We start from the raw sequence: 18,399 nt of genomic DNA on the forward strand, positions 1-18,399 counted from the left end.
AGGATAAGAATCACATTTTACAAATTAAATGTAACATTGGAAACTGGAATTTCAATCCAGAATTTTGTGCCTAATCCTGGTTGCGAATCACATTTAAAAACACCATGATGTTTATCCACGACAATCTGGTAACTAATTGACAGTCCTAAGCCAGTACCCTTTCCTACTGGTTTAGTTGTGAAAAATGGATCAAATACTCTCGCCTTAACTACTTCTGGGATTCCGGCACCATTGTCAGTAATTTGAATCACTACACTCTTAACATTACTTTTGAATTCTCCAACAGTGGTTCGGATTGCAATTTGACCGTGGTAAGGTTCTGAGTTCGATTCCTGGTGTTCTTCTAGAGCATCGATCGCATTGCTCAAAACATTCATAAATACTTGATTCAGTTGTCCAGCATAACACTGTACTAATGGCAAATCACCATACTCTTTGATTACCTCAATGGCGGGACTTTCTGGTTTGGCTTTCAAGCGATGTTGCAAAATTAGTAGAGAGCTATCAATACCCTCGTGAATATTTACAGCTTTCATTTCCGCTTCATCGAGGCGAGAGAAATTCCGCAAAGACATGACTATCTGACGGATACGATCAACCCCGATTTTCATGGAAGCTAGAGTTTTGGGCAAATCCTCAATGATAAATTCTAAGTCAATCTCTTCTGCACGTCGAAAAATTTTCAGACTGGGGTTGGAGCATTCTTGTTGATAGAGATTCAACATACTGAGTAAATCTTCAGTATAGTCACTCACATGGGAAAGGTTGCCATAGATAAAATTTACTGGATTGTTAATTTCATGGGCAACACCTGCTACTAATTGACCCAAACTAGACATTTTCTCAGTCTGGATGAGTTGGGTTTGAGTTTGTTGTAAATTCTGTAAAGCTTGTGCTAACTGGTTTGCTTGTTGTTGAGTTTGTCTGAGTAATTCGACTTGTTGCAGTGCAACCCCAAGCTGATTAGCAATTTGAGCGATAAACTTGATTTCTGAATCTTCCCACTGGCGGGGTGTAGAATTTTGATAAGCTGCAAGCAAGCCCCAAAGTTGTTGTCCAATAAATATTGGCGCGATCGCATATGCTTTAACTTGACATTGCTCTAAACATGCAATGTGACACTCAGAATGTCCAGCTTGATAGATGTCATCGACTGCAAAAGTTTCATTATTGCGATATCGTCCGCCTTGGGTTTGTTGCAAATAGCTATCTTGCCAAACTGTATTGATATCGCCATTTACCAACTTTACCCAACCCTCACCGACAAACTCAGCGATAAACTCACCACTCCAATCTGGTTGAAAGTGGTAGATAGCCACACGATCCGCTTGCAGTGATTTACAAATTTCCTGGGTGGTAGCTTCAAAAATCGCATCCAGGTCAAGAGATTCCCGAATTTTGGCGACAATTTCAAACAATACCCGTTGCTGTACTGCTGCTTGTTGTAAATCCAATGCTTGCTCTTGAGTTTGTGTAAGTAATTCAGATTGTTGCAGTGCTACCCCCATTTGGGCAGCCACTTGACTGATAAAGTTAATTTCAGAAGCTCTCCATTGTCGAGGCCCGGAGTGTTGATAAGCTGCTAGTAAACCCCAAAGTTTTTGCCCAACAAAAATAGGGGCAAGTACAAAAGCATAGATATGATAATTTTCCAGATTTTCCACATGACAGCGAGTGAATCCCATTTTATAGATGTCATCCACCGCAAAGGTTTCATTGTAGCGGTAGCGTCCGCCTTCTGTTTCTTGTAAATACGTGTCATTCCAAACAAGATTAATACCTAGTTTGGACTCGTTTAACCAGTATGGACTAGCCGCTTCAAAATCACCGACAAATTCGCCACCCCAATCAGAATTAAACTGATAAACAGAAACGCGATCGCTTTTGAGTAATTGACAAACTTCTTTGGTGGTAATTTGAAAAATAGTATTAGTATCCAAAGATGCGCGAATTTTGGCAATCACACCAAATACAGCCTGTTGTTGTTCAGCTGTCCGTTGGAGTTCATGTGTGCGCTTGTTGACTTGATGTTCTAATTTAGCATTAAAAGCTTGTACTTGCTGGTACAGTTCGTGCTGTTGAATTGCCGAGGCGAAGTGTTTACTAAGTTCTCTAGCTAGTTCAATTTCTTCAACTGTCCATTTGCGAGGTTGAGCCTTTTTAGATTGTCGCCAAGCCTCAAATGAACGACGGGGATAAAGTTGCCTTTGATCGAAATCAAATTGACCAGCCCAGAGAATTTCTGTGTCAATTTCATTGCGGAAAATAGTTAAATAGCCTAATAATTGCTGACGATACTGAAGCGGAATCATCAAAATGCTGCGAATTTTAGTAGGTTGAAAAGCAGCTTCTAAACTTCGCAAACCTGGAGTTTCATATAAGTCTGAAATTGCCCAGACATCATAGTCATGAGATTTGTAATATTCCTGCCAGACGTTATACTGCTCCATCAGTGGATATATAGTTTTTGCTGGCATCATGGGTTGCCTTCCGCAGGTATAAACCTGGATACAATCGCTGCCAGGAATCAAACATTCTGCTACAGTTTTAACGCTGCCATTCTGGAAATTAAAGCCTTCATTTCTAATGCAAAGCCTACCACCAGCACCATCAAAGGCAGCTACAGCTGCTTCTAAAGCTGGCTGTAGGACAATGGTGGGTAATGAATGTAGCAAATTAGCAATGCGGTTAATGACAGCTTCCCGTTCAGCTTTTTCATGAGCTTGAGTCAAAAGAGTACTTTGAGCGATCGCTACTGACAGCTGATCTACTACCATCTGCACTACTTGTATTTGATATTCTGGTATCGAATGTGGCTGAGAATTGTGAGATACTAGTAGCCCCCAAAGTTCATTTTGATAGAGAATAGGCGCTACTAGAGAAGACTTCACCCCCATCGCTGTTAAGTATTCAATATGACATGATTCTACAGGGCGGTAACGGATATCCTCTAAAATAATTTCTCCATTTTCCAAGTCTTGCAGATAAACTTGACCTATCTGTTGAGTATCAACATCGACAATTGAAAGCACCCTTGACTTGATAAACAGTTCACGCACATAGGGTGGAATATCATCAGCTGGAAAATTTAGCCCTAGTAGGGATGGTAAGCGATTTTCATGAATGAACTCAGCAATGACCTGACCACTTCCATCTGCATGGAATTTGTAAATCATTACGCGGTCAGTTCCAAGTAATGAGCATACTTCCGCCGTTGTTGCTGTGATAATTTCCTTTAAATCTAATGTTTGACGAATACGATTTATAATTCGGCGCAGTACACTTTCAATATCAATATCTACCCGCAAGTTTACTTTGGCGATCGGGGTCATTGCTTTTAATTAAATTTTTTTCAAAAAATTAAATATCTACATATGCAGAATTCTAAAAACATTTTTAAATTTAATTAATTGATTTGTCGTCAGTAAAACCACGGCAAAATACTGACAATAAAATTTACTTTTATTTATAAAAGTTTATAACTCAACTAACAACTAATTTTTTTTCAAAGTGATGTTGCACTTTATTTGCATAGGAGCAATTCATGAATTGCTCCTACAGTGTGCAGTTTTATGTCAGTTTTATAGGTGCATCTTCAGCAAAAAAGTATTACACCTACCTACTTATCTCATCTTTCAAAGCTAAAATAAAATTTGCTTTTAGCTTTGAAATATTTGTGCGTATCCCCATCAGCAAAATTAAACTCTTACATTGTCAGCAAAACGGATTTTCAAGTAGTCATCTTCCATTTTTGCTCCTGAAGGTTGCAATGCTGCTAATGCTTGGGGTAATACTAAATTGCGGCGGTGGTTCCCAATGGTGATGTTTAATTCGTCACCGTATTTATTCAATTGAATTTGAGTTTTGGGAATGCCAGGTAAGTAAAGTTCTAAACTATATTGATTTTGCTCTTGTACAACTCTGACAGTTGTTTCCTTATAGTAAACTTGAGTTGGGTCTTCATCTTTGTAGAGAGTTTCTTTCAACCTTTCTAATGCAGCTAAACCGCACATTTCTTCAGAAAACAGCGGAACTTCCTTGACAGGCAGAGGCAGAAAATTATCATGAATTTCCTGGCGATATTGCTGTTGATTTTCCTTCCAACGCTGGAAAAATGGGTCTTGTACTTCGCTGGGAATGATGCGATTAGCTATTACTAAATCTGTGGCAACGTTATACAAACTCAGATAAGCATGAGCGCGTAAAGACTCTTTAATCACCATCTTTTCGGGATTCGTGACAAGGCGTACAGAAGTTTGAGTATTATCTGTTAAGACCTTTTCTAGAGCTTCAATTTGTTCATAAAATTCGTAAGGTGCATCCATTACTTCTTTATCTGGCAAAGAAAACCCAGCAATGGGTTTAAAAATAGGTTCAACTAGAGGTCTCAGCGCCACGGAGATACTTTGAAACGGTTTGTAGAAACGGCGCATATACCAGCCACCAACTTCAGGTAAACTCAACAGGCGCAGTGCTGTACCAGTGGGGGCTGAGTCAATAATTAACACATCAAACTCACCTTCATCATAGTGGCGTTTCATCCTTACCAAGCCAAAAATCTCGTCCATACCTGGTAAAATGGCTAATTCTTCCGCCTGTACTCCTTCTAAACCCCTAGCCTGTAAAACTTGAGTAATGTAGCGCTTCACAGCACCCCAATTTCCTTCTAGTTCTTGTAGCGCATCTAGTTCTGCACCCCACAAATTTGGTCGAATTTCTCGCGGTGCGTGTCCCATTTCCAGGTCAAAACTATCTGCTAGGGAGTGAGCAGGGTCTGTACTTAAAACCAGTGTACGATAGCCTAGTTCCGCACAGCGAAGTCCAGTTGCTGCTGCAACTGATGTCTTCCCCACCCCACCTTTACCTGTCATTAATATTACACGCATGGATAATTTTGTCCTGTCTGAGAATTATTTATATTTATTTACAATTTAGCTTATATCAATACAACTGACCAAAAATAAGGCTTTTGACTATTGCGATCGCTTATACGTTTTTGGATTTGAGATTTTTGATTGTAAAAGATTTACTGAGTAGTTTTTGAGGGCTTCATCTATCTTGATCATTGTTCTAAGGAACTGACAAAAAATCAATTATCCAGTAGGGTGTCTGAACGCGACGGTACAACGCACCTATTACCACTAGTTGGATATTTTTTTAATTGCAGGTCTTTAAATCCATTGAATTTACGCAAAAACAATAGTATTTAGATTTACTCCTTCATTGATCAATTCAGTTGCGTCTATGTGTCTCAGGTCATGGATACTACAGGCTATGTCAGCCTCTTTGCAATAACCAGAACACTTCTGTTGAATCGATTTGTCTTGTTACAGCTCATAAATTAAGCCAAACTCTAAGTGTTAGTAGGTATATTTCAGTACTTTACATTCTGCTTAAATATATTTAAACATAACTTCACAATTTTGATAATTGTAATATGCGAGTATTACAACTAACATCTGATGTGAATTAAAAACACCTCTTGTGCTGTGAGGGTTTTAAGACTTGTTCCTAATTGTGATTTTTTAATCATTGACGAGATGATAAGGGTTTTAAAACTTAATTCACATCAGGCGTAACCATACAAATGCATTGATTTGTAGAACTAAAGAGAATACATTATGTCAATTATTGTTGGTACTGCTAACGATGATTTTTTGTTGGGTACTAGTAATGACGATCAGATTTTTGGTCGTGGAGGCAACGACAATATTTCCGCTGGTCTTGGAAATGACGCAATCGATGGTGGACTGGGTAACGACACGTTGGCTGGTGATGGTGGCGATGATACATTTAAGGGCAGTCGAGGAAACGACAGCATTGATGGTGGAGATGGCATTGATACAGCAGACTACAGTAACCTGGGTAAAAGCATCACCCTCTCAGGAGTAGGGACAGTTACCAAAGCTGGCGGACTCGGAACAGACACAGTTTTTAAAGTAGAAACAGTGATTGCTGATGCCAGTGTTGCCAACAACACTATAGATGCTTCCCAATCTTTGCCTGGAGTAGCTGCCGTTGCTGACCTAGAAGCCCAAACTATCTCTGCCCTCAATGTTCCTGGTCTGGGAGATTTAACATTTAATGTCATCAACTTTGACAATGTTATTGGCACAGTTAACGATGACACCCTTAAGGGCGACGGGCAAAAGAACCAATTATCTGGTCTGGCTGGCGATGACCTGATTGATGGTAGAGGTGGCAGCGACAATATTGACGGTGGAGAAGGCAATGACACGTTGATAGGTGGTGCAGGCGATGACACCTTTAAGGGTGGTCAGGGCAACGACAATATTGATGGTGGTGATGGCACGGATACTGTAGACTACAGCAAATTAGGTAAAGCCATTACTCTCTCAGGAGTAGGGACAGTTACCAAAGCTGGCGGACTCGGAACAGACACAGTTTTTAAAGTAGAAACAGTGATTGCTGATGCCAGTGTTGTCAACAACACTATAGATGCTTCCCAATCTTTGCCTGGAGTAGCTGCCGTTGCTGACTTAGAAGCCCAAACTATCTCTGCCCTCAATGTTCCTGGTCTGGGAGATTTAAAATTTAATGTAGTCAACTTTGACAATGTTATTGGCACAGTTAACGATGACACCCTTAAGGGCGACGGGCAAAAGAATCAATTAACTGGTCTGGCTGGCGATGACCTGATTGATGGTAGAGGTGGCAACGACAATATTGACGGTGGAGAAGGCAATGACACATTGATAGGTGGTGCAGGTGATGACACCTTTAAGGGTGGTCAGGGTAACGACAGCATTGATGGTGGAGTTGGCACGGATACTGTAGACTACGGCAAACTAGGCCAAACCATTACTCTCTCAGGAGTAGGGACAGTTACTAAAGCTGGTGGATTAGGGGAAGACACACTCTTTAAAGTAGAAAAGATCATTGCCGATGCTAATGTTGCCAACAACACAATAGATGCATCTCAATCTTTGCCTGGTGTATCTATCACTGTTAACCTAAAAAGCCAAACTTTAGCTGCCAATAACGTTCCTGATTTGGGTACATTGGCATTTACTGTAGTTAACTTTGACGATGTGATTGGCACAAATGAAGGTGATAGCATTGCTGGTGATAACCAAAGTAATAAATTAACTGGTAATGGTGGCGATGACACATTTAAGGGCAGTCGAGGAAACGACAGCATTGATGGTGGAGATGGCATTGATACTGTAGATTACAGCAACTTGGGTAAAAGCATCACTCTATCAGGTGTAGGGACAATTACCAAAGCTGGCGGATTTGGCAAAGACCAAGTATTTAAAGTAGAAACAGTGATTGCTGATGCCAGTGTTGGTAACAACATTATAGATGCTTCTCAATCTTTGTCTGGGGTAGCTGCTGTTGCTGACCTAGAAGCCCAAACTATCTCTGCCCTCAATGTTCCTGGTCTGGGAAATTTAACATTTAATGTCATCAACTTTGACAATGTTATCGGCACAATTAACGATGACACCCTTAAGGGCGATGCTCGAAATAATCAATTATCTGGTCTGGCTGGCAATGACCTGATTAATGGTAGAGATGGCAATGATCTGATTGACGGTGGACTGGGCAATGACACATTGATAGGTGGTGCAGGTGATGACACCTTCAAGGGCAGTAGGGGCAACGACAATATTGATGGTGGTAATGGCATTGATACTGTAGACTACAGCAAATTAGGTAAAGCCATTACCCTCTCAGGCGTAGGGAAAATAACCAAAGCTGGCGGCTTCGGAACAGACACAGTTTTTAAAGTAGAAACTGTTATTGCTGATGCTAGTGTTGCTAATAACACCATAGATGCTTCCCAATCTGTTACTGGTGTATCTGTCACCGCTAACTTACAAGAGCAAACTATCTCTGCCAATGACGTTCCTAATCTAGGGACAATCACATTTAATGTACTCAACTTTGATAATCTCATCGGCACAAATGAAGGTGACAGCATTACAGGCGATAGCCAAAATAACCGATTAGAAGGTAGAGATGGTAATGACACCATCTCCGGTGGCTTTGGCAATGACTCCATCATCGGAGGACTAGGCGACGATGTTCTTACAGGTGGCTTTGGTGCAGATAAGTTTATCTTCAACAGCCTTGATGATGCCCTTGATACCATCACAGATTACAACTTTGGTCAAAACGACGTAATCCAAATTTCTAAAGTAGGGTTTGGTACTACTAGCCTCAGCGACTTTTCCTACGACAACACTAGCGGTAACTTGTCTTTCCAAGGAACTCAATTTGCCTTAATTGAAAATCTCTCAGCCAATCTCAGTATTCAGTTAGTCTAAAAGTTAGTCTAAAAACTACTAATACGACTCACCATTGCATAACAACTTAAATCTTTTTACGGTTTTTTCTATAAGTACTTGGCTAGTAGTTCCTAATCATGAATTTAGGGTGGTATAAATACAAGTAATTGTATTTGTAATCATAGAGAGACGTTGTGTTGTAAAAAAATAGGTGGCGCTGGTAAAAGTATGAATTTCTCAACTTTGACCAGCTAACCATCAAAAAAGTTTTGCAACACAAATGTTGAACACGGCAGTTGCTTAAATCTATCAAATAGAGCGATATACTGCCTCATTTTTGGTAAATAATTCTGACATATTGATGTTATTCTACGAAATTAAGGAGTAAGTTTTGTGGCAGTGATGAGTAATCGATTCTTCAAGTTTTCCGCCAAATATTTGCCAGTAATTACAGCTTTCATAACAGTTATTCCATTACCAGTTAAAGCAGCTACATTTTTTGTAAGTGAACGCGCTGCTTTGGGAGGTAATGATGAAGTTAATTGGGTAAGTTTAGGTAAAGTATTCAATCCCGTCGCTTCTGACTATTCTGCTTTTTTACCTAACTCTTTTTCAGCAATATCTCAAGGTGGTTTAGGGTTGGATGTAAATATAGCTCCAACTAATAATCCTCAGATTACTCCACCGTTTGTCTTCCAAACTTTACCTCCTCCTGGTATTCGGACTAACTTCGCTAATGGTGATTTTATTCTCTTTGGAGGTATAAATCCAACAGGTTTTCAACCTCTTCCTGAAGGTGCTCCTGATCCTCGTACTCAGGGAAATGGAGGGCCTTTTACTATCAGTTTTGCCCAGCCTGTTTTTGGTGCTGGTACTCAGATAGCTGTAGACATTAGTAATTTACAAGTTGAAACTTTTATCAGCGCTTTTGATAAGGCCAATAACTTGTTGGGTGCTTTCTCAGTTCTAAGTACTTCATCCCTAGCATTAGATAATTCGGCAGTATTTTTGGGGGTTCGTAGTGACACTCCAAACATCTCGCGGCTCGTTTTTAGCAGCTCTTATCCACAATACGGCTTAGCGATTAATCAGGTAAGCATTCTTGCAGTTCCTGAGCCAACTGATACCTTGGCAATATTAGCTTTTGGTGTTTCAGGTGTTGTTTTTAAACTACGCCGACGCACTTTACATTTGCACGGTATCGAAATATCTTGAATTTCAAAGGTATATCTACACCATTAGTAGATTGTTTAACGATTATTAATAAAATAATCAATCTACTATTTAGATTTTAGAAAGTGTATGACTTTTTTGAAAAATCAGTATTTATGCAAATTTCATGTGAATATGTATAGAAAAATTCTAGTACAAAAATTTTGTATGCAGAAATTTTAAAATTTTATTTTCTGTGGATATTCACAAACAATTGATATAAGCTTAAACAGTTTAATTCTAGTTAAGCAAATAAGTTAGAGTTTCGTAAATACTCAAACTTATGTAAGTACATCAAATCTAGATAAATGTTGTAATTAGCGAAATTCAACTAAATGTCATACAAAGAATTAGAAAATATCATAGACGCTAAGATAAAAAAAGCTATACGGAAGCATGAGATGATAGTTGCTTTCATTAGTAGTATCATTGGCTTGATTTTTATAATGGGTTTGTTCCATGCTATTTTGCTCAACCAGGCTCAAATTAAAGCACTTTGCTTGAACTGACTACTGGTTGCGTTCAATGGGTTTTTATGATCAAGCGTTCCCTGATGTCGATCAAACTCATTTAAGTTACACATAATTTTTTCTAAAAGGGAATTGCACCTATGGAGAGTAAAAATAATAGCAGAGCTATATTAGTCTTGTTTTTGACTGTATTTATAGACTTGCTTGGCTTTGGAATTATCCTGCCGATACTACCTTTGTATGCTGAGCAATTCGGCGCAAAACCTAATGAAGCGACTCTACTGATAGCTATTTATTCTTTGATGCAGTTTTTATTTGCCCCATTGTGGGGTAGCTTTAGCGATCGCTACGGTCGCCGTCCAATTTTATTACTCACCTTATCAGGTTCTGTAATTGCATACATAGGGTTAGGCATTGCCAACTCATTATGGGTTTTGTTTATTGTTCGTAGTCTTGCCGGAATGATGGCAGGGAATATTGCCACTGCTCAAGCGTACATAGCAGATATTACCACGCCCACTAATCGAGCTCGTGGCATGGGCATAATTGGGGCAGCTTTTGGTCTTGGCTTCATTCTCGGCCCAGCTATTGGAGGTATTCTGACAGGGCCTGATCTGGACAAAGCTAACTTCCATCTACCGGCGTTGTTCGCAGCTGGATTATCTTTATTGGCTTTGCTTTGTGCTTTAACGTTACTTCCAGAATCACTAAATTCTGAGACTAAAGCCAAAATCCAAGCTCATCGATACCATCAGCGAAGGCTGAGCTTGCTTGATCTGTCACAGCGCCCACAGTTCTGTATGCTTGTTGGTATCTATTTTTTAGTGACCTTTGCTGTTGCGGCTATGGACTCTACATTGGCTTTATGGTCTAAGCAGCAATTAAACTGGGGCCCTCAACAAACTAGTTATCTTTTTGCCTTCATGGGCATTGTCAGCACAATCGTTCAAGGAGGACTCATCGGATTCCTCAAGAAACACTTAGGTGAAATCAAGTTACTTACCTTGGGGATATCAGCATTAGGTTTAGGATTACTGCTAATTGGATTCTCACAAAGCTTAATTTTATTGTTAGTGGCTACGACGCTTGTAGCATGGGGAATTAGTGTCAGCCAACCAATATTAAACAGCGTGATTTCTCAAATCACAGCCCCAGAAGAACAAGGACAAATATTAGGAATTGCTAGTTCTTGCTCTGCGTTGGCACGAATTGGAGGGCCAACGTGGGCAGGGGCTAGTTTTATGAAATTTGGAAGTTCCGCTCCTTTTTTGAGTGGTTCTTTAATAATGCTGGTAGCTTTAACTCTGAGTTGGCGAGTGACTAAAAACGCATCTGAACCAAAGCCAGAACGTATAGTCTGAAAATCCTGCTTTGAATTACGAATAGGACTTACGCAAAAATTGCTCCTAAGCTTAATTTATCGAACCGCCAAGAGCGCCAATAATTCGTAGAGTGTGCGTAAGTCCTATAAGAGTTTCAGAGAGTTATTGCATAAATCTTAACGAATTACGAATTACGAATTAGTATGACAGGTCGCCGAGTATTGTTTCTAGGCATTATTGTCAGCATTCTCCTCACCTACGCAATTTGGTTGGGTGGGAGCATTCCTGCAAGCATCACCAAACTTCCTGACCAAGGATTAAGTTGGTATTATTGGAAGCTTCCCAACCCGACCTTTTGGAGCCGAACGACGGCTTGGGGCATGTACCTTGGACATCAGTTGAGTATCTGGGCGTGTATCTGGTGGGCGCAGCAAATGCAGCTGAAATACAAAACAGCGTTGCACCCCATTAATTACCTGATGCTTGCTATTAATGGTGTATTCATCGCTTTACATTTTCTCCAGACCTATATTTGGTACGATGCTCTGGCTCAAGATACCTCAATTTGGGCTTCCCAAGGTGCGGTTGTATTTCTATTAGTCTTCGTACTGATTTTGGAAACGCCTCGACGTGGGCTATTTTTTGGTAATTCTGTTCGATTCCATCAACAGTTTTTGCGAATTATCAAGCTGTACCACGGCTACTTTTTCTCCTTCGCCGCGATCTACACCTTTTGGTATCATCCAATGGAAGCGACTTTGGGGCACTTAATTGGTTTTTTCTATATGTTCTTGCTGCTGCTGCAATCGTCGTTGATCTTTAACCGCACTCATGTAAACCGTTGGTGGACATTCACTTTGGAAATTACGGTGCTTTTACATAGTGTAGTTGTGTCATGGATGCTAGGACAGAGCAAGTGGCCAACATTTCTCTTTGGTTTTCTTGGTATTCTTGTACTTACCCAGCTCCACGGTCTGCCTGTAGGTATCACGATGAAACGTACTATCTATGGAGCCTTTTTAGTGAGTGTACTGGCCGTTTATGGACTGACTGAACGTGGCTTGGGCAGAATTTACGAAGTAACTTATATCCCTCTAATTGAGTTTGGGCTGGTTGGCGCGATTTACTTAATCTTCTTACTCATCTTATGGACAATTTCCCGTTTACCTGTCAAGACGTAATCTCATGCCAGTTCAAATAACTGTTATGAAAAGAAATGTTGTTTGATTACGTCTAGGCGTGAACAGTTCCAATAATCGATATGGGAGACAATCAAATTATCAGAGTTGAGACTTAATTCACTCCAGCCAGATATAGAGATACGTGGTTTCCAAGGTAAGGGTGTATTCCAACTGAGTGTCCACTCGGTTTTAATTTTGTCTTGCAAGCGTTGAATATCGTGCAAATCCATTTTGGGATTTATAAAGAAAGTTTGAATGAAATTAATCATCTGCTTGTAACGTTCAACGCCACGAAATTTATTTAGCGGGTCTTGAAAATAAACATCTGGAGCGTAAATACTGTACGTTTGATTCCTGGGAAATCTTTGATAGTCTTGTTTGAGGATTTCAATAATATCCATAATGCATAGACATATTAAGTAGGTGGACATAGTTTTTGAAAGTGCTGAGTGCTGAGTGAAGAGCAGGGGAGCAGGGGAGCAGGGGAGCAGGGGAGAACTTCTGACAACTGACCACTAACAACTGACAACTGACCACTAACAACTAACTCCTACTTTTTACTTAGCGGTTCAAATCTATTTGATTCCACAGTCGTTCTAATTGTCGTCGCCAAGCTGCTAGCACTTCTTCTCTATCTTGCGAAGTTTGGTTGAGTTCACCCATCAATCCTTCTGCATAATAGCGTTCTAGGTTTTGCATAGTAGCCTCTAGGGTTTGTCCTTGCTGTTTTGCGGCTAGGACAATTTGCCGGATACGATTTTCGATTAGTCGATTGAAGACATTATCTAAACCAGCCTCATGTAGAGATACAAGTCTGGCGATCGCACTGGTAAAATCTGCCTTGACCAAAGTGCCGTTATTATGCTGAAATACTCCCCAAACTACGTTTTCATACAAAGCGTAGCGTACTTCCTGAGTTTCATCAAAGTTAGCTTCTAAAAACTCGCCTAAAAACTGTTGGGCTTGTTGAATTGGCATGATCGGTAGTAAAATTCTTAGCCAAGAATGATCATCGGCAAGCAGTACTAACAGCCGAAAATTATCAGTGTCTACTTGCCATGAACTGGGAGCGATCGCTTGCACAGGATCTGTACCAAATAATTCTCTGAGCGTAACCGTAATTTCTTCAGGTGTCATAGTCTGTTTTTAACTTGAGCCTCCATAGCAATCCTAAATCATTCGTGATACCGAGTTGTATTCACTGGGGAAGATGAGGGGGATGAGGGAGATGAGGGGGATGAGGGAGATGAGAGAGATGTTACTTCCCCATCTGTCAACACAACTTGATATGAACAATAAGATTCTGGAATTCAACCACACTCTTTGATTCTGTGGGGAATGGCAATTTGCCAAAATAGAGGTGTAGGCTAGAATAACAAGGCTTCCAGCATAGCTTGATTGCACGCATTCAAGAGCAAGGGTCGGCTGGTTTGAAAAAATGAAGAGGTCGGGAGTATGGACAGCAACAACTGGTTGCAGCAGCTAATGATACTTGGTATTGGCACAACGTCTTTGGTAGCAGAAAAACTGCGAGAAGTCAGCGATGAATTGGTCAAGGACGGTAAGCTGAATCCTGAGCAAGCTAAGGCAGTGATGGATGATGTTGTACAGCAGTTAAAATCTGAGCAAGGAAATTGGGAAGTCCAAATGCAAAGGCAAATGCGAAACATGATGCAGGATTTGGGCGTGGCCCGTCAGTCTGAGGTGGATGAACTGCGGGGTAGAATTGACCGTTTAGAGCGTCAAGTGCGTGATTTGGAAAATAAGCTTTGGCGTTAGGATGTCCTTTCTGATTTAAACTAATTGTGTCCTGTTGGTATTCTTATTGTCAGATTACCTCAGTAGGGAGGACTGATTTTGAAAACGATTTTACTCAGCGTGGGTTTCATGCTGGTGTGTGTTTTAGTTTTAGTATTGGCACAAGTTGGCAGTAAACAGGATGCCATTGCTGCTGATTTGACTGAAACTACACCAGCAGCATCCACTACTGTTACTGAAAACAATACCTTAATTGCGAGCAAGCCTATGTCTGATGCCAATGTGGTAACTACCTCCTCTGGACTCCAATACAAAGACTTACAAGAGGGAACAGGGGAGACTCCTAAAACAGGACAAACGGTAACTGTTCACTACACCGGCACTTTGGTAGATGGTAAAAAGTTTGATAGTTCCCGCGATCGCGGTCAACCTTTCCAGTTTAAAATCGGTGTCGGACAAGTAATCAAAGGTTGGGACGAAGGAGTCGGCACTATGAAGGTAGGCGGCCGTCGTGAGTTAATCATTCCACCAGAGTTAGGTTATGGTGCCCGTGGTGCTGGTGGTGTCATTCCACCCAACGCTACCCTGATTTTTGATGTGGAATTACTAGGGACGAAGTAGAAAATGGGGAATGGGGAATGGGGAATGGGGAATGGGGAAGAATTATTTCCATGCCCAATGCCCAATGCCCAATTCCCAATTCCCAATTTTAATAATTACCTGGTCTAGCTAGATTCTTAAATTTTGTAAACTGCGGGTCGAACAAAAGTTTAACGACACCTGTAGGGCCGTTGCGGTGTTTAGCTACTATCGCTTCTGCAATGCCGCGATCGGGGCTGTCGGGATTATAATATTCATCGCGATATAACATAATTACTAAATCGGCGTCCTGTTCAATTGAATTATGAACGATGATGTTATTTGCAATAAAATTGTGCAAATTAGAAACTGTTAAATCGTAAACTTCCTCTTCACCATCAAACTCGATAGAAACGATTTCATCCCAATAAATATCACTCTTGGCTAGGACATTGATTTTATCGGATTTTACAACAGTAGCCAATCTTAAAGCTCTTTCTCGACTTACATTCTGTTTATAAAGTGTTGTACCGCAGTGAGCAACACCAAGTAGAGACTGCATTTGACGTATAGTTATTTCGTATTGCTGCATTGATGGAACAGCATATAATTTCCATATATCATGAGGTATTACATCTCTGTTAGTGTTAGCAGAACGTACTTGAATATATTTATCAATTTCTCTAATAGCTTGCTTTTTATAAATACCTACTGCACCAATAGTCTCAATAAACTTCTCTAAATCATATTTACCAGTTACCCAAACTTGATATTGATCCCGTCCTTTACTTCCTTGGGAAACTACTGATAGCTTGGCATTAATATTAAGCCTCATTAAAAGTGACTGGACATCTCTAGCTAATTTTTCACTACTGGAAGTGTAATAGACAGCAGGATAAAAGCATTTACCTTTGGTAGATTTAATGCAACCGTCAGTACTCCAGAGATGTCGTAAGAAAAGAGCTATAGATTCTTGGGGTTGCTCAAAAATTTGATTGGGAATAAATTTTTCATAGGATCTCAAACCAAAAATATCAAGAGAATCTAGCCATTCAGCTATGGGATTTCTGATATTTTGTGTTAAATGATATCCCGCTGTCAGATAAACTTGATACCAGTCACGCTCCCGATTGATACGAGGAATAATCAAATTACCAAAAGCTTCGGTTGCTAATGATGCTACTTGATTAGCTAAATCTTCCTCTTTGGTAGTGTACTGAATAACATGCCGAGGTAAAGTACAGCCATCTCCTATTAAGTGTCCCAGCAAAGCAATTTCGGCATTGCTCATTGTCTGCATATAGGGAATAGGTATATATCTTGGTAAGGCAATGCGGGAGCCAATTTCTAATTCATCAAGTCGTTGCCAGCCGTGAATTGTTAAAAACTTGTGATTACTAGTTGCACGAATCTTACGCCCTAAACGAGTTTTTAAAGAGAACACAGATTTTATGCCGGTGGAAAAAGCATTGGTGACAATTGCTTTTTCTAACTGCATTGTAACTTCGTTCAGCGCCCAAACTGCAAAACCAGATTTACCTACTAATTTCTGAATCGGAACTTGAGAGCCAGTATCTGCTGATGTTACTAGGCTATCACCTGCTAAACAACCTGATTCTCTCAAATCTGACAACATGGGGCGCTTGTTGGTTCTGGCTTCTACACCACGGCTTAACTGAGATAAAGCAATTACTGGCACAGATAATTCACGAGCTAAACCTTTAAGTTGACGCGTAATTTTTGACAATTCTTGTACGCGATTATCCCCTGCTCCTTCCATTAATTGTAAGTAATCTATGACAATCAATCCTAGTTCGGTTCCTTGCTCTGCTTGTAGTCGCCTTGCCTGACTACGCATTTGTGTAACTGTAATATTTGGCGTATCGTCAATATAAATTGGCATTTCTGAGAGGATACCAATAGCACGGCTTAAAGGTTCCCATTGTGTTTGACTGAGACGACCACTCCGCAGATAACCACTTTCAATTTGTGCCTCGCTAGCTAATAACCGTTGCGTCAGTTGCTCTTTAGACATTTCCAAACTGAAAATAGCAACTGGTAACTTATAAGAAGCGGCGATATTATGAGCCAGGTTTAAGCAAAAGGCCGTTTTTCCCATTGATGGCCTGCCAGCGACAATAATCAAATCAGAACGCTGGAAACCGCTAGTCATGGCATCTAAGTCATAAAATCCGCAGGGAATGCCAGGTAAGGCAATGCCTTGATTTCGATCCTCAATATCTTGGAAATTATTAATCAGGGTATCAGAAATATGAACTAAACCTGATTGGGGACGCTCTTGTGTAACACTAAAGACTTTCTGTTCTGCCTGATCTAAAACTTTGGGTAATTCAGATTCTGTCTCGTAACCGAGATGCACAATTTCATTACCAGCTTTGATTAACCTTCGCCGCAGGTATTTATCCATTACCAACCCTGCTAAGGCGTCGATGTTCACAGCTGAAACTGTGCGGTCTACTAATGTTGCTAATTTATTTCTGCCGCCAATTCGGGCTAGGATATCGTTGTCAGCCAGCCAGCTTGTAACTGAGAGTAAATCTGTGGGTTTACCTTGAGTATGCAGGCGTAGCGCAGCTTGATAAATTTCTTTGTGAGCGCTAATGTAAAAAGCTTCTGGAACCAGGCGATCGCTAACTCGACCGATCGCTTCTGGATCTAGTAAAATTCCTCCCAAAATCGCTTCTTCCGCCTCGATATTTTGGGGTGGTAGCATCTTGCTAGCATCACCTTGAAAACTTAGTTCTTCAGCCATAAGCGATTTAGATTGGGGATTGAAGATTGGGGATTGGGAATTGGGTAACTCGGGGCCCCCTCTGGGGATAAGGGGCAATGGGGATTGGGAATTATTTCTCCCTCATCACCCCTGCACCCCTGCTCCCCTGCTCCCTCAATTAGCTAGCGACGACTTCAATATCGATTTGGGCCGTTACTTCAGAATGCAGCTTAATGTCGGCTTTATAAGTACCGAGTTTGCCGATATCGGGGATGGTAATACCACGACGATCAATTTCTTGATTGGTGGCTGCTTGAATTGCATCTGCCACTTCTTGATTGGTGACGGTACCAAAGATGGCTTCGTTTTCACCAACTTGCTTGGCAATTTTCAAGCTGCCAATTTTTTCTAAAGCTGCTTTTTGTTCTAAAGCTTGTTGTTTGAGTTCTAACTGTCTTTGACGCTCTTGCTCACGGCGGCGTTCTACTTGTTTGAGAATACCGGGAGTGGCATGAGTTGCCAATTTCTGAGGAATCAAATAATTACGAGCATAGCCAGGAGCTACTTCTACTAGGTCGCCTAATTTGCCTAGCTTGCTGACATCCTGATTTAAAACTAACTGCACGCGTTTCGCCATTGTTTTTCGTTTTTCCTGTAAAATCTCATTAACTTAGGTTTCAGTAGGATAGCTTACATATGTCTAGCTGTATCCCAAGTAGCTTTGCTTGTACCCTAAAGCTTACAGATCCTAGCGAAAGGTAGGGGGCGATCGCAACTGTTAGCCGCCAGAAAATTTTTAGAGCAGGGGAGCAGAGGAGCAGGGGAAGAATTTCAAACTCCTAATTCCTAACTCTTCACTCAGCACTCTTAACAACTGACAACTGACCA

At 40.7% G+C, this 18,399-nt stretch carries 12 protein-coding genes; 6 read left to right on the plus strand and 6 right to left on the minus strand.

What is annotated here, in order from left to right; genetic code table 11:
- Positions 1-17 precede the first annotated feature (17 nt).
- Positions 18-3,332 (minus strand): GAF domain-containing protein, encoded by a 3,315-nt coding sequence (locus tag I8748_RS04845; RefSeq protein WP_198123528.1) that lies wholly within the window; start codon positions 3,330-3,332, stop codon positions 18-20.
- Positions 3,333-3,698: 366 nt separating this feature from the next.
- Entirely contained in the window at positions 3,699-4,886 is a 1,188-nt protein-coding gene (locus tag I8748_RS04850; protein WP_096559175.1) for a TRC40/GET3/ArsA family transport-energizing ATPase, read from the minus strand.
- A 735-nt stretch (positions 4,887-5,621) separates the two neighbouring features.
- On the opposite strand from I8748_RS04850, the gene I8748_RS04855 reads away from it, so the two are divergent.
- The 4 genes from I8748_RS04855 to I8748_RS04870 all read left to right on the plus strand — a co-directional run bounded on the left by I8748_RS04855 (position 5,622) and on the right by I8748_RS04870 (position 12,440).
- The gene (locus I8748_RS04855; RefSeq protein ID WP_198123529.1) at positions 5,622-8,294 is read left to right on the plus strand and encodes a beta strand repeat-containing protein; all 2,673 of its coding nucleotides are present in this window, start codon (positions 5,622-5,624) and stop codon (positions 8,292-8,294) included.
- 363 nt (positions 8,295-8,657) lie between these two features.
- Positions 8,658-9,470: a hypothetical protein gene (locus I8748_RS04860; protein ID WP_198123562.1), complete on the plus strand. Its 813-nt coding sequence runs from the start codon at positions 8,658-8,660 to the stop codon at positions 9,468-9,470.
- A 607-nt stretch (positions 9,471-10,077) separates the two neighbouring features.
- Positions 10,078-11,298, plus strand: a complete 1,221-nt coding sequence (locus I8748_RS04865; RefSeq protein ID WP_198123530.1) for an MFS transporter — start codon at positions 10,078-10,080, stop codon at positions 11,296-11,298.
- Positions 11,299-11,462: 164 nt separating this feature from the next.
- Complete coding sequence (locus I8748_RS04870; protein WP_198123531.1) at positions 11,463-12,440, plus strand: hypothetical protein; 978 nt, start codon at positions 11,463-11,465, stop codon at positions 12,438-12,440.
- Between the two features lie 23 nt (positions 12,441-12,463).
- On the opposite strand, the gene I8748_RS04875 is transcribed toward I8748_RS04870, so the two are convergent.
- Both I8748_RS04875 and I8748_RS04880 read right to left on the minus strand, forming a co-directional pair.
- On the minus strand, positions 12,464-12,841 hold the full coding sequence (locus I8748_RS04875; protein WP_198123532.1) for a DUF2358 domain-containing protein: 378 nt from the start codon (positions 12,839-12,841) through the stop codon (positions 12,464-12,466).
- Between the two features lie 160 nt (positions 12,842-13,001).
- Positions 13,002-13,577, minus strand: a complete 576-nt coding sequence (locus I8748_RS04880; RefSeq protein WP_198123533.1) for a hypothetical protein — start codon at positions 13,575-13,577, stop codon at positions 13,002-13,004.
- Between the two features lie 318 nt (positions 13,578-13,895).
- Here I8748_RS04880 and I8748_RS04885 point away from each other — a divergent pair, with 318 nt between their 5' ends.
- Both I8748_RS04885 and I8748_RS04890 read left to right on the plus strand, forming a co-directional pair.
- Positions 13,896-14,219, plus strand: coding sequence for a phasin family protein (locus I8748_RS04885; protein ID WP_096559171.1), 324 nt, complete (start codon positions 13,896-13,898; stop codon positions 14,217-14,219).
- A gap of 78 nt (positions 14,220-14,297) precedes the next feature.
- Complete coding sequence (locus I8748_RS04890) at positions 14,298-14,819, plus strand: FKBP-type peptidyl-prolyl cis-trans isomerase (protein WP_198123534.1); 522 nt, start codon at positions 14,298-14,300, stop codon at positions 14,817-14,819.
- Between the two features lie 88 nt (positions 14,820-14,907).
- Here the strand turns inward: I8748_RS04890 and I8748_RS04895 are convergent, their stop codons facing one another.
- Together I8748_RS04895 and rplI are read right to left on the minus strand one after the other, a co-directional pair.
- Entirely contained in the window at positions 14,908-17,550 is a 2,643-nt protein-coding gene (locus tag I8748_RS04895; RefSeq protein WP_198123535.1) for a replicative DNA helicase, read from the minus strand.
- 139 nt (positions 17,551-17,689) lie between these two features.
- Positions 17,690-18,148 (minus strand): 50S ribosomal protein L9, encoded by a 459-nt coding sequence (gene rplI / locus I8748_RS04900; RefSeq protein WP_198123536.1) that lies wholly within the window; start codon positions 18,146-18,148, stop codon positions 17,690-17,692.
- Positions 18,149-18,399 lie beyond the last annotated feature (251 nt).

The organism is Amazonocrinis nigriterrae CENA67, assembly GCF_016056305.1.
GTDB classification, from domain to species: Bacteria; Cyanobacteriota; Cyanobacteriia; order Cyanobacteriales; family Nostocaceae; genus Amazonocrinis; species Amazonocrinis nigriterrae.

Bases quoted from the DNA above. Each gene is read 5' to 3' on its own strand.
- I8748_RS04880 (WP_198123533.1), bottom strand. From the start codon at position 13,577: ATGACACCTGAAGAAATTACGGTTACGCTCAGAGAATTATTTGGTACA.
- I8748_RS04845 (WP_198123528.1), bottom strand. From the start codon at position 3,332: ATGACCCCGATCGCCAAAGTAAACTTGCGGGTAGATATTGATATTGAA.
- I8748_RS04865 (WP_198123530.1), top strand. From the start codon at position 10,078: ATGGAGAGTAAAAATAATAGCAGAGCTATATTAGTCTTGTTTTTGACT.
- rplI (WP_198123536.1), bottom strand. From the start codon at position 18,148: ATGGCGAAACGCGTGCAGTTAGTTTTAAATCAGGATGTCAGCAAGCTA.
- I8748_RS04870 (WP_198123531.1), top strand. From the start codon at position 11,463: ATGACAGGTCGCCGAGTATTGTTTCTAGGCATTATTGTCAGCATTCTC.
- I8748_RS04850 (WP_096559175.1), bottom strand. From the start codon at position 4,886: ATGCGTGTAATATTAATGACAGGTAAAGGTGGGGTGGGGAAGACATCA.
- I8748_RS04860 (WP_198123562.1), top strand. From the start codon at position 8,658: ATGAGTAATCGATTCTTCAAGTTTTCCGCCAAATATTTGCCAGTAATT.
- I8748_RS04855 (WP_198123529.1), top strand. From the start codon at position 5,622: ATGTCAATTATTGTTGGTACTGCTAACGATGATTTTTTGTTGGGTACT.
- I8748_RS04895 (WP_198123535.1), bottom strand. From the start codon at position 17,550: ATGGCTGAAGAACTAAGTTTTCAAGGTGATGCTAGCAAGATGCTACCA.
- I8748_RS04875 (WP_198123532.1), bottom strand. From the start codon at position 12,841: ATGGATATTATTGAAATCCTCAAACAAGACTATCAAAGATTTCCCAGG.
- I8748_RS04885 (WP_096559171.1), top strand. From the start codon at position 13,896: ATGGACAGCAACAACTGGTTGCAGCAGCTAATGATACTTGGTATTGGC.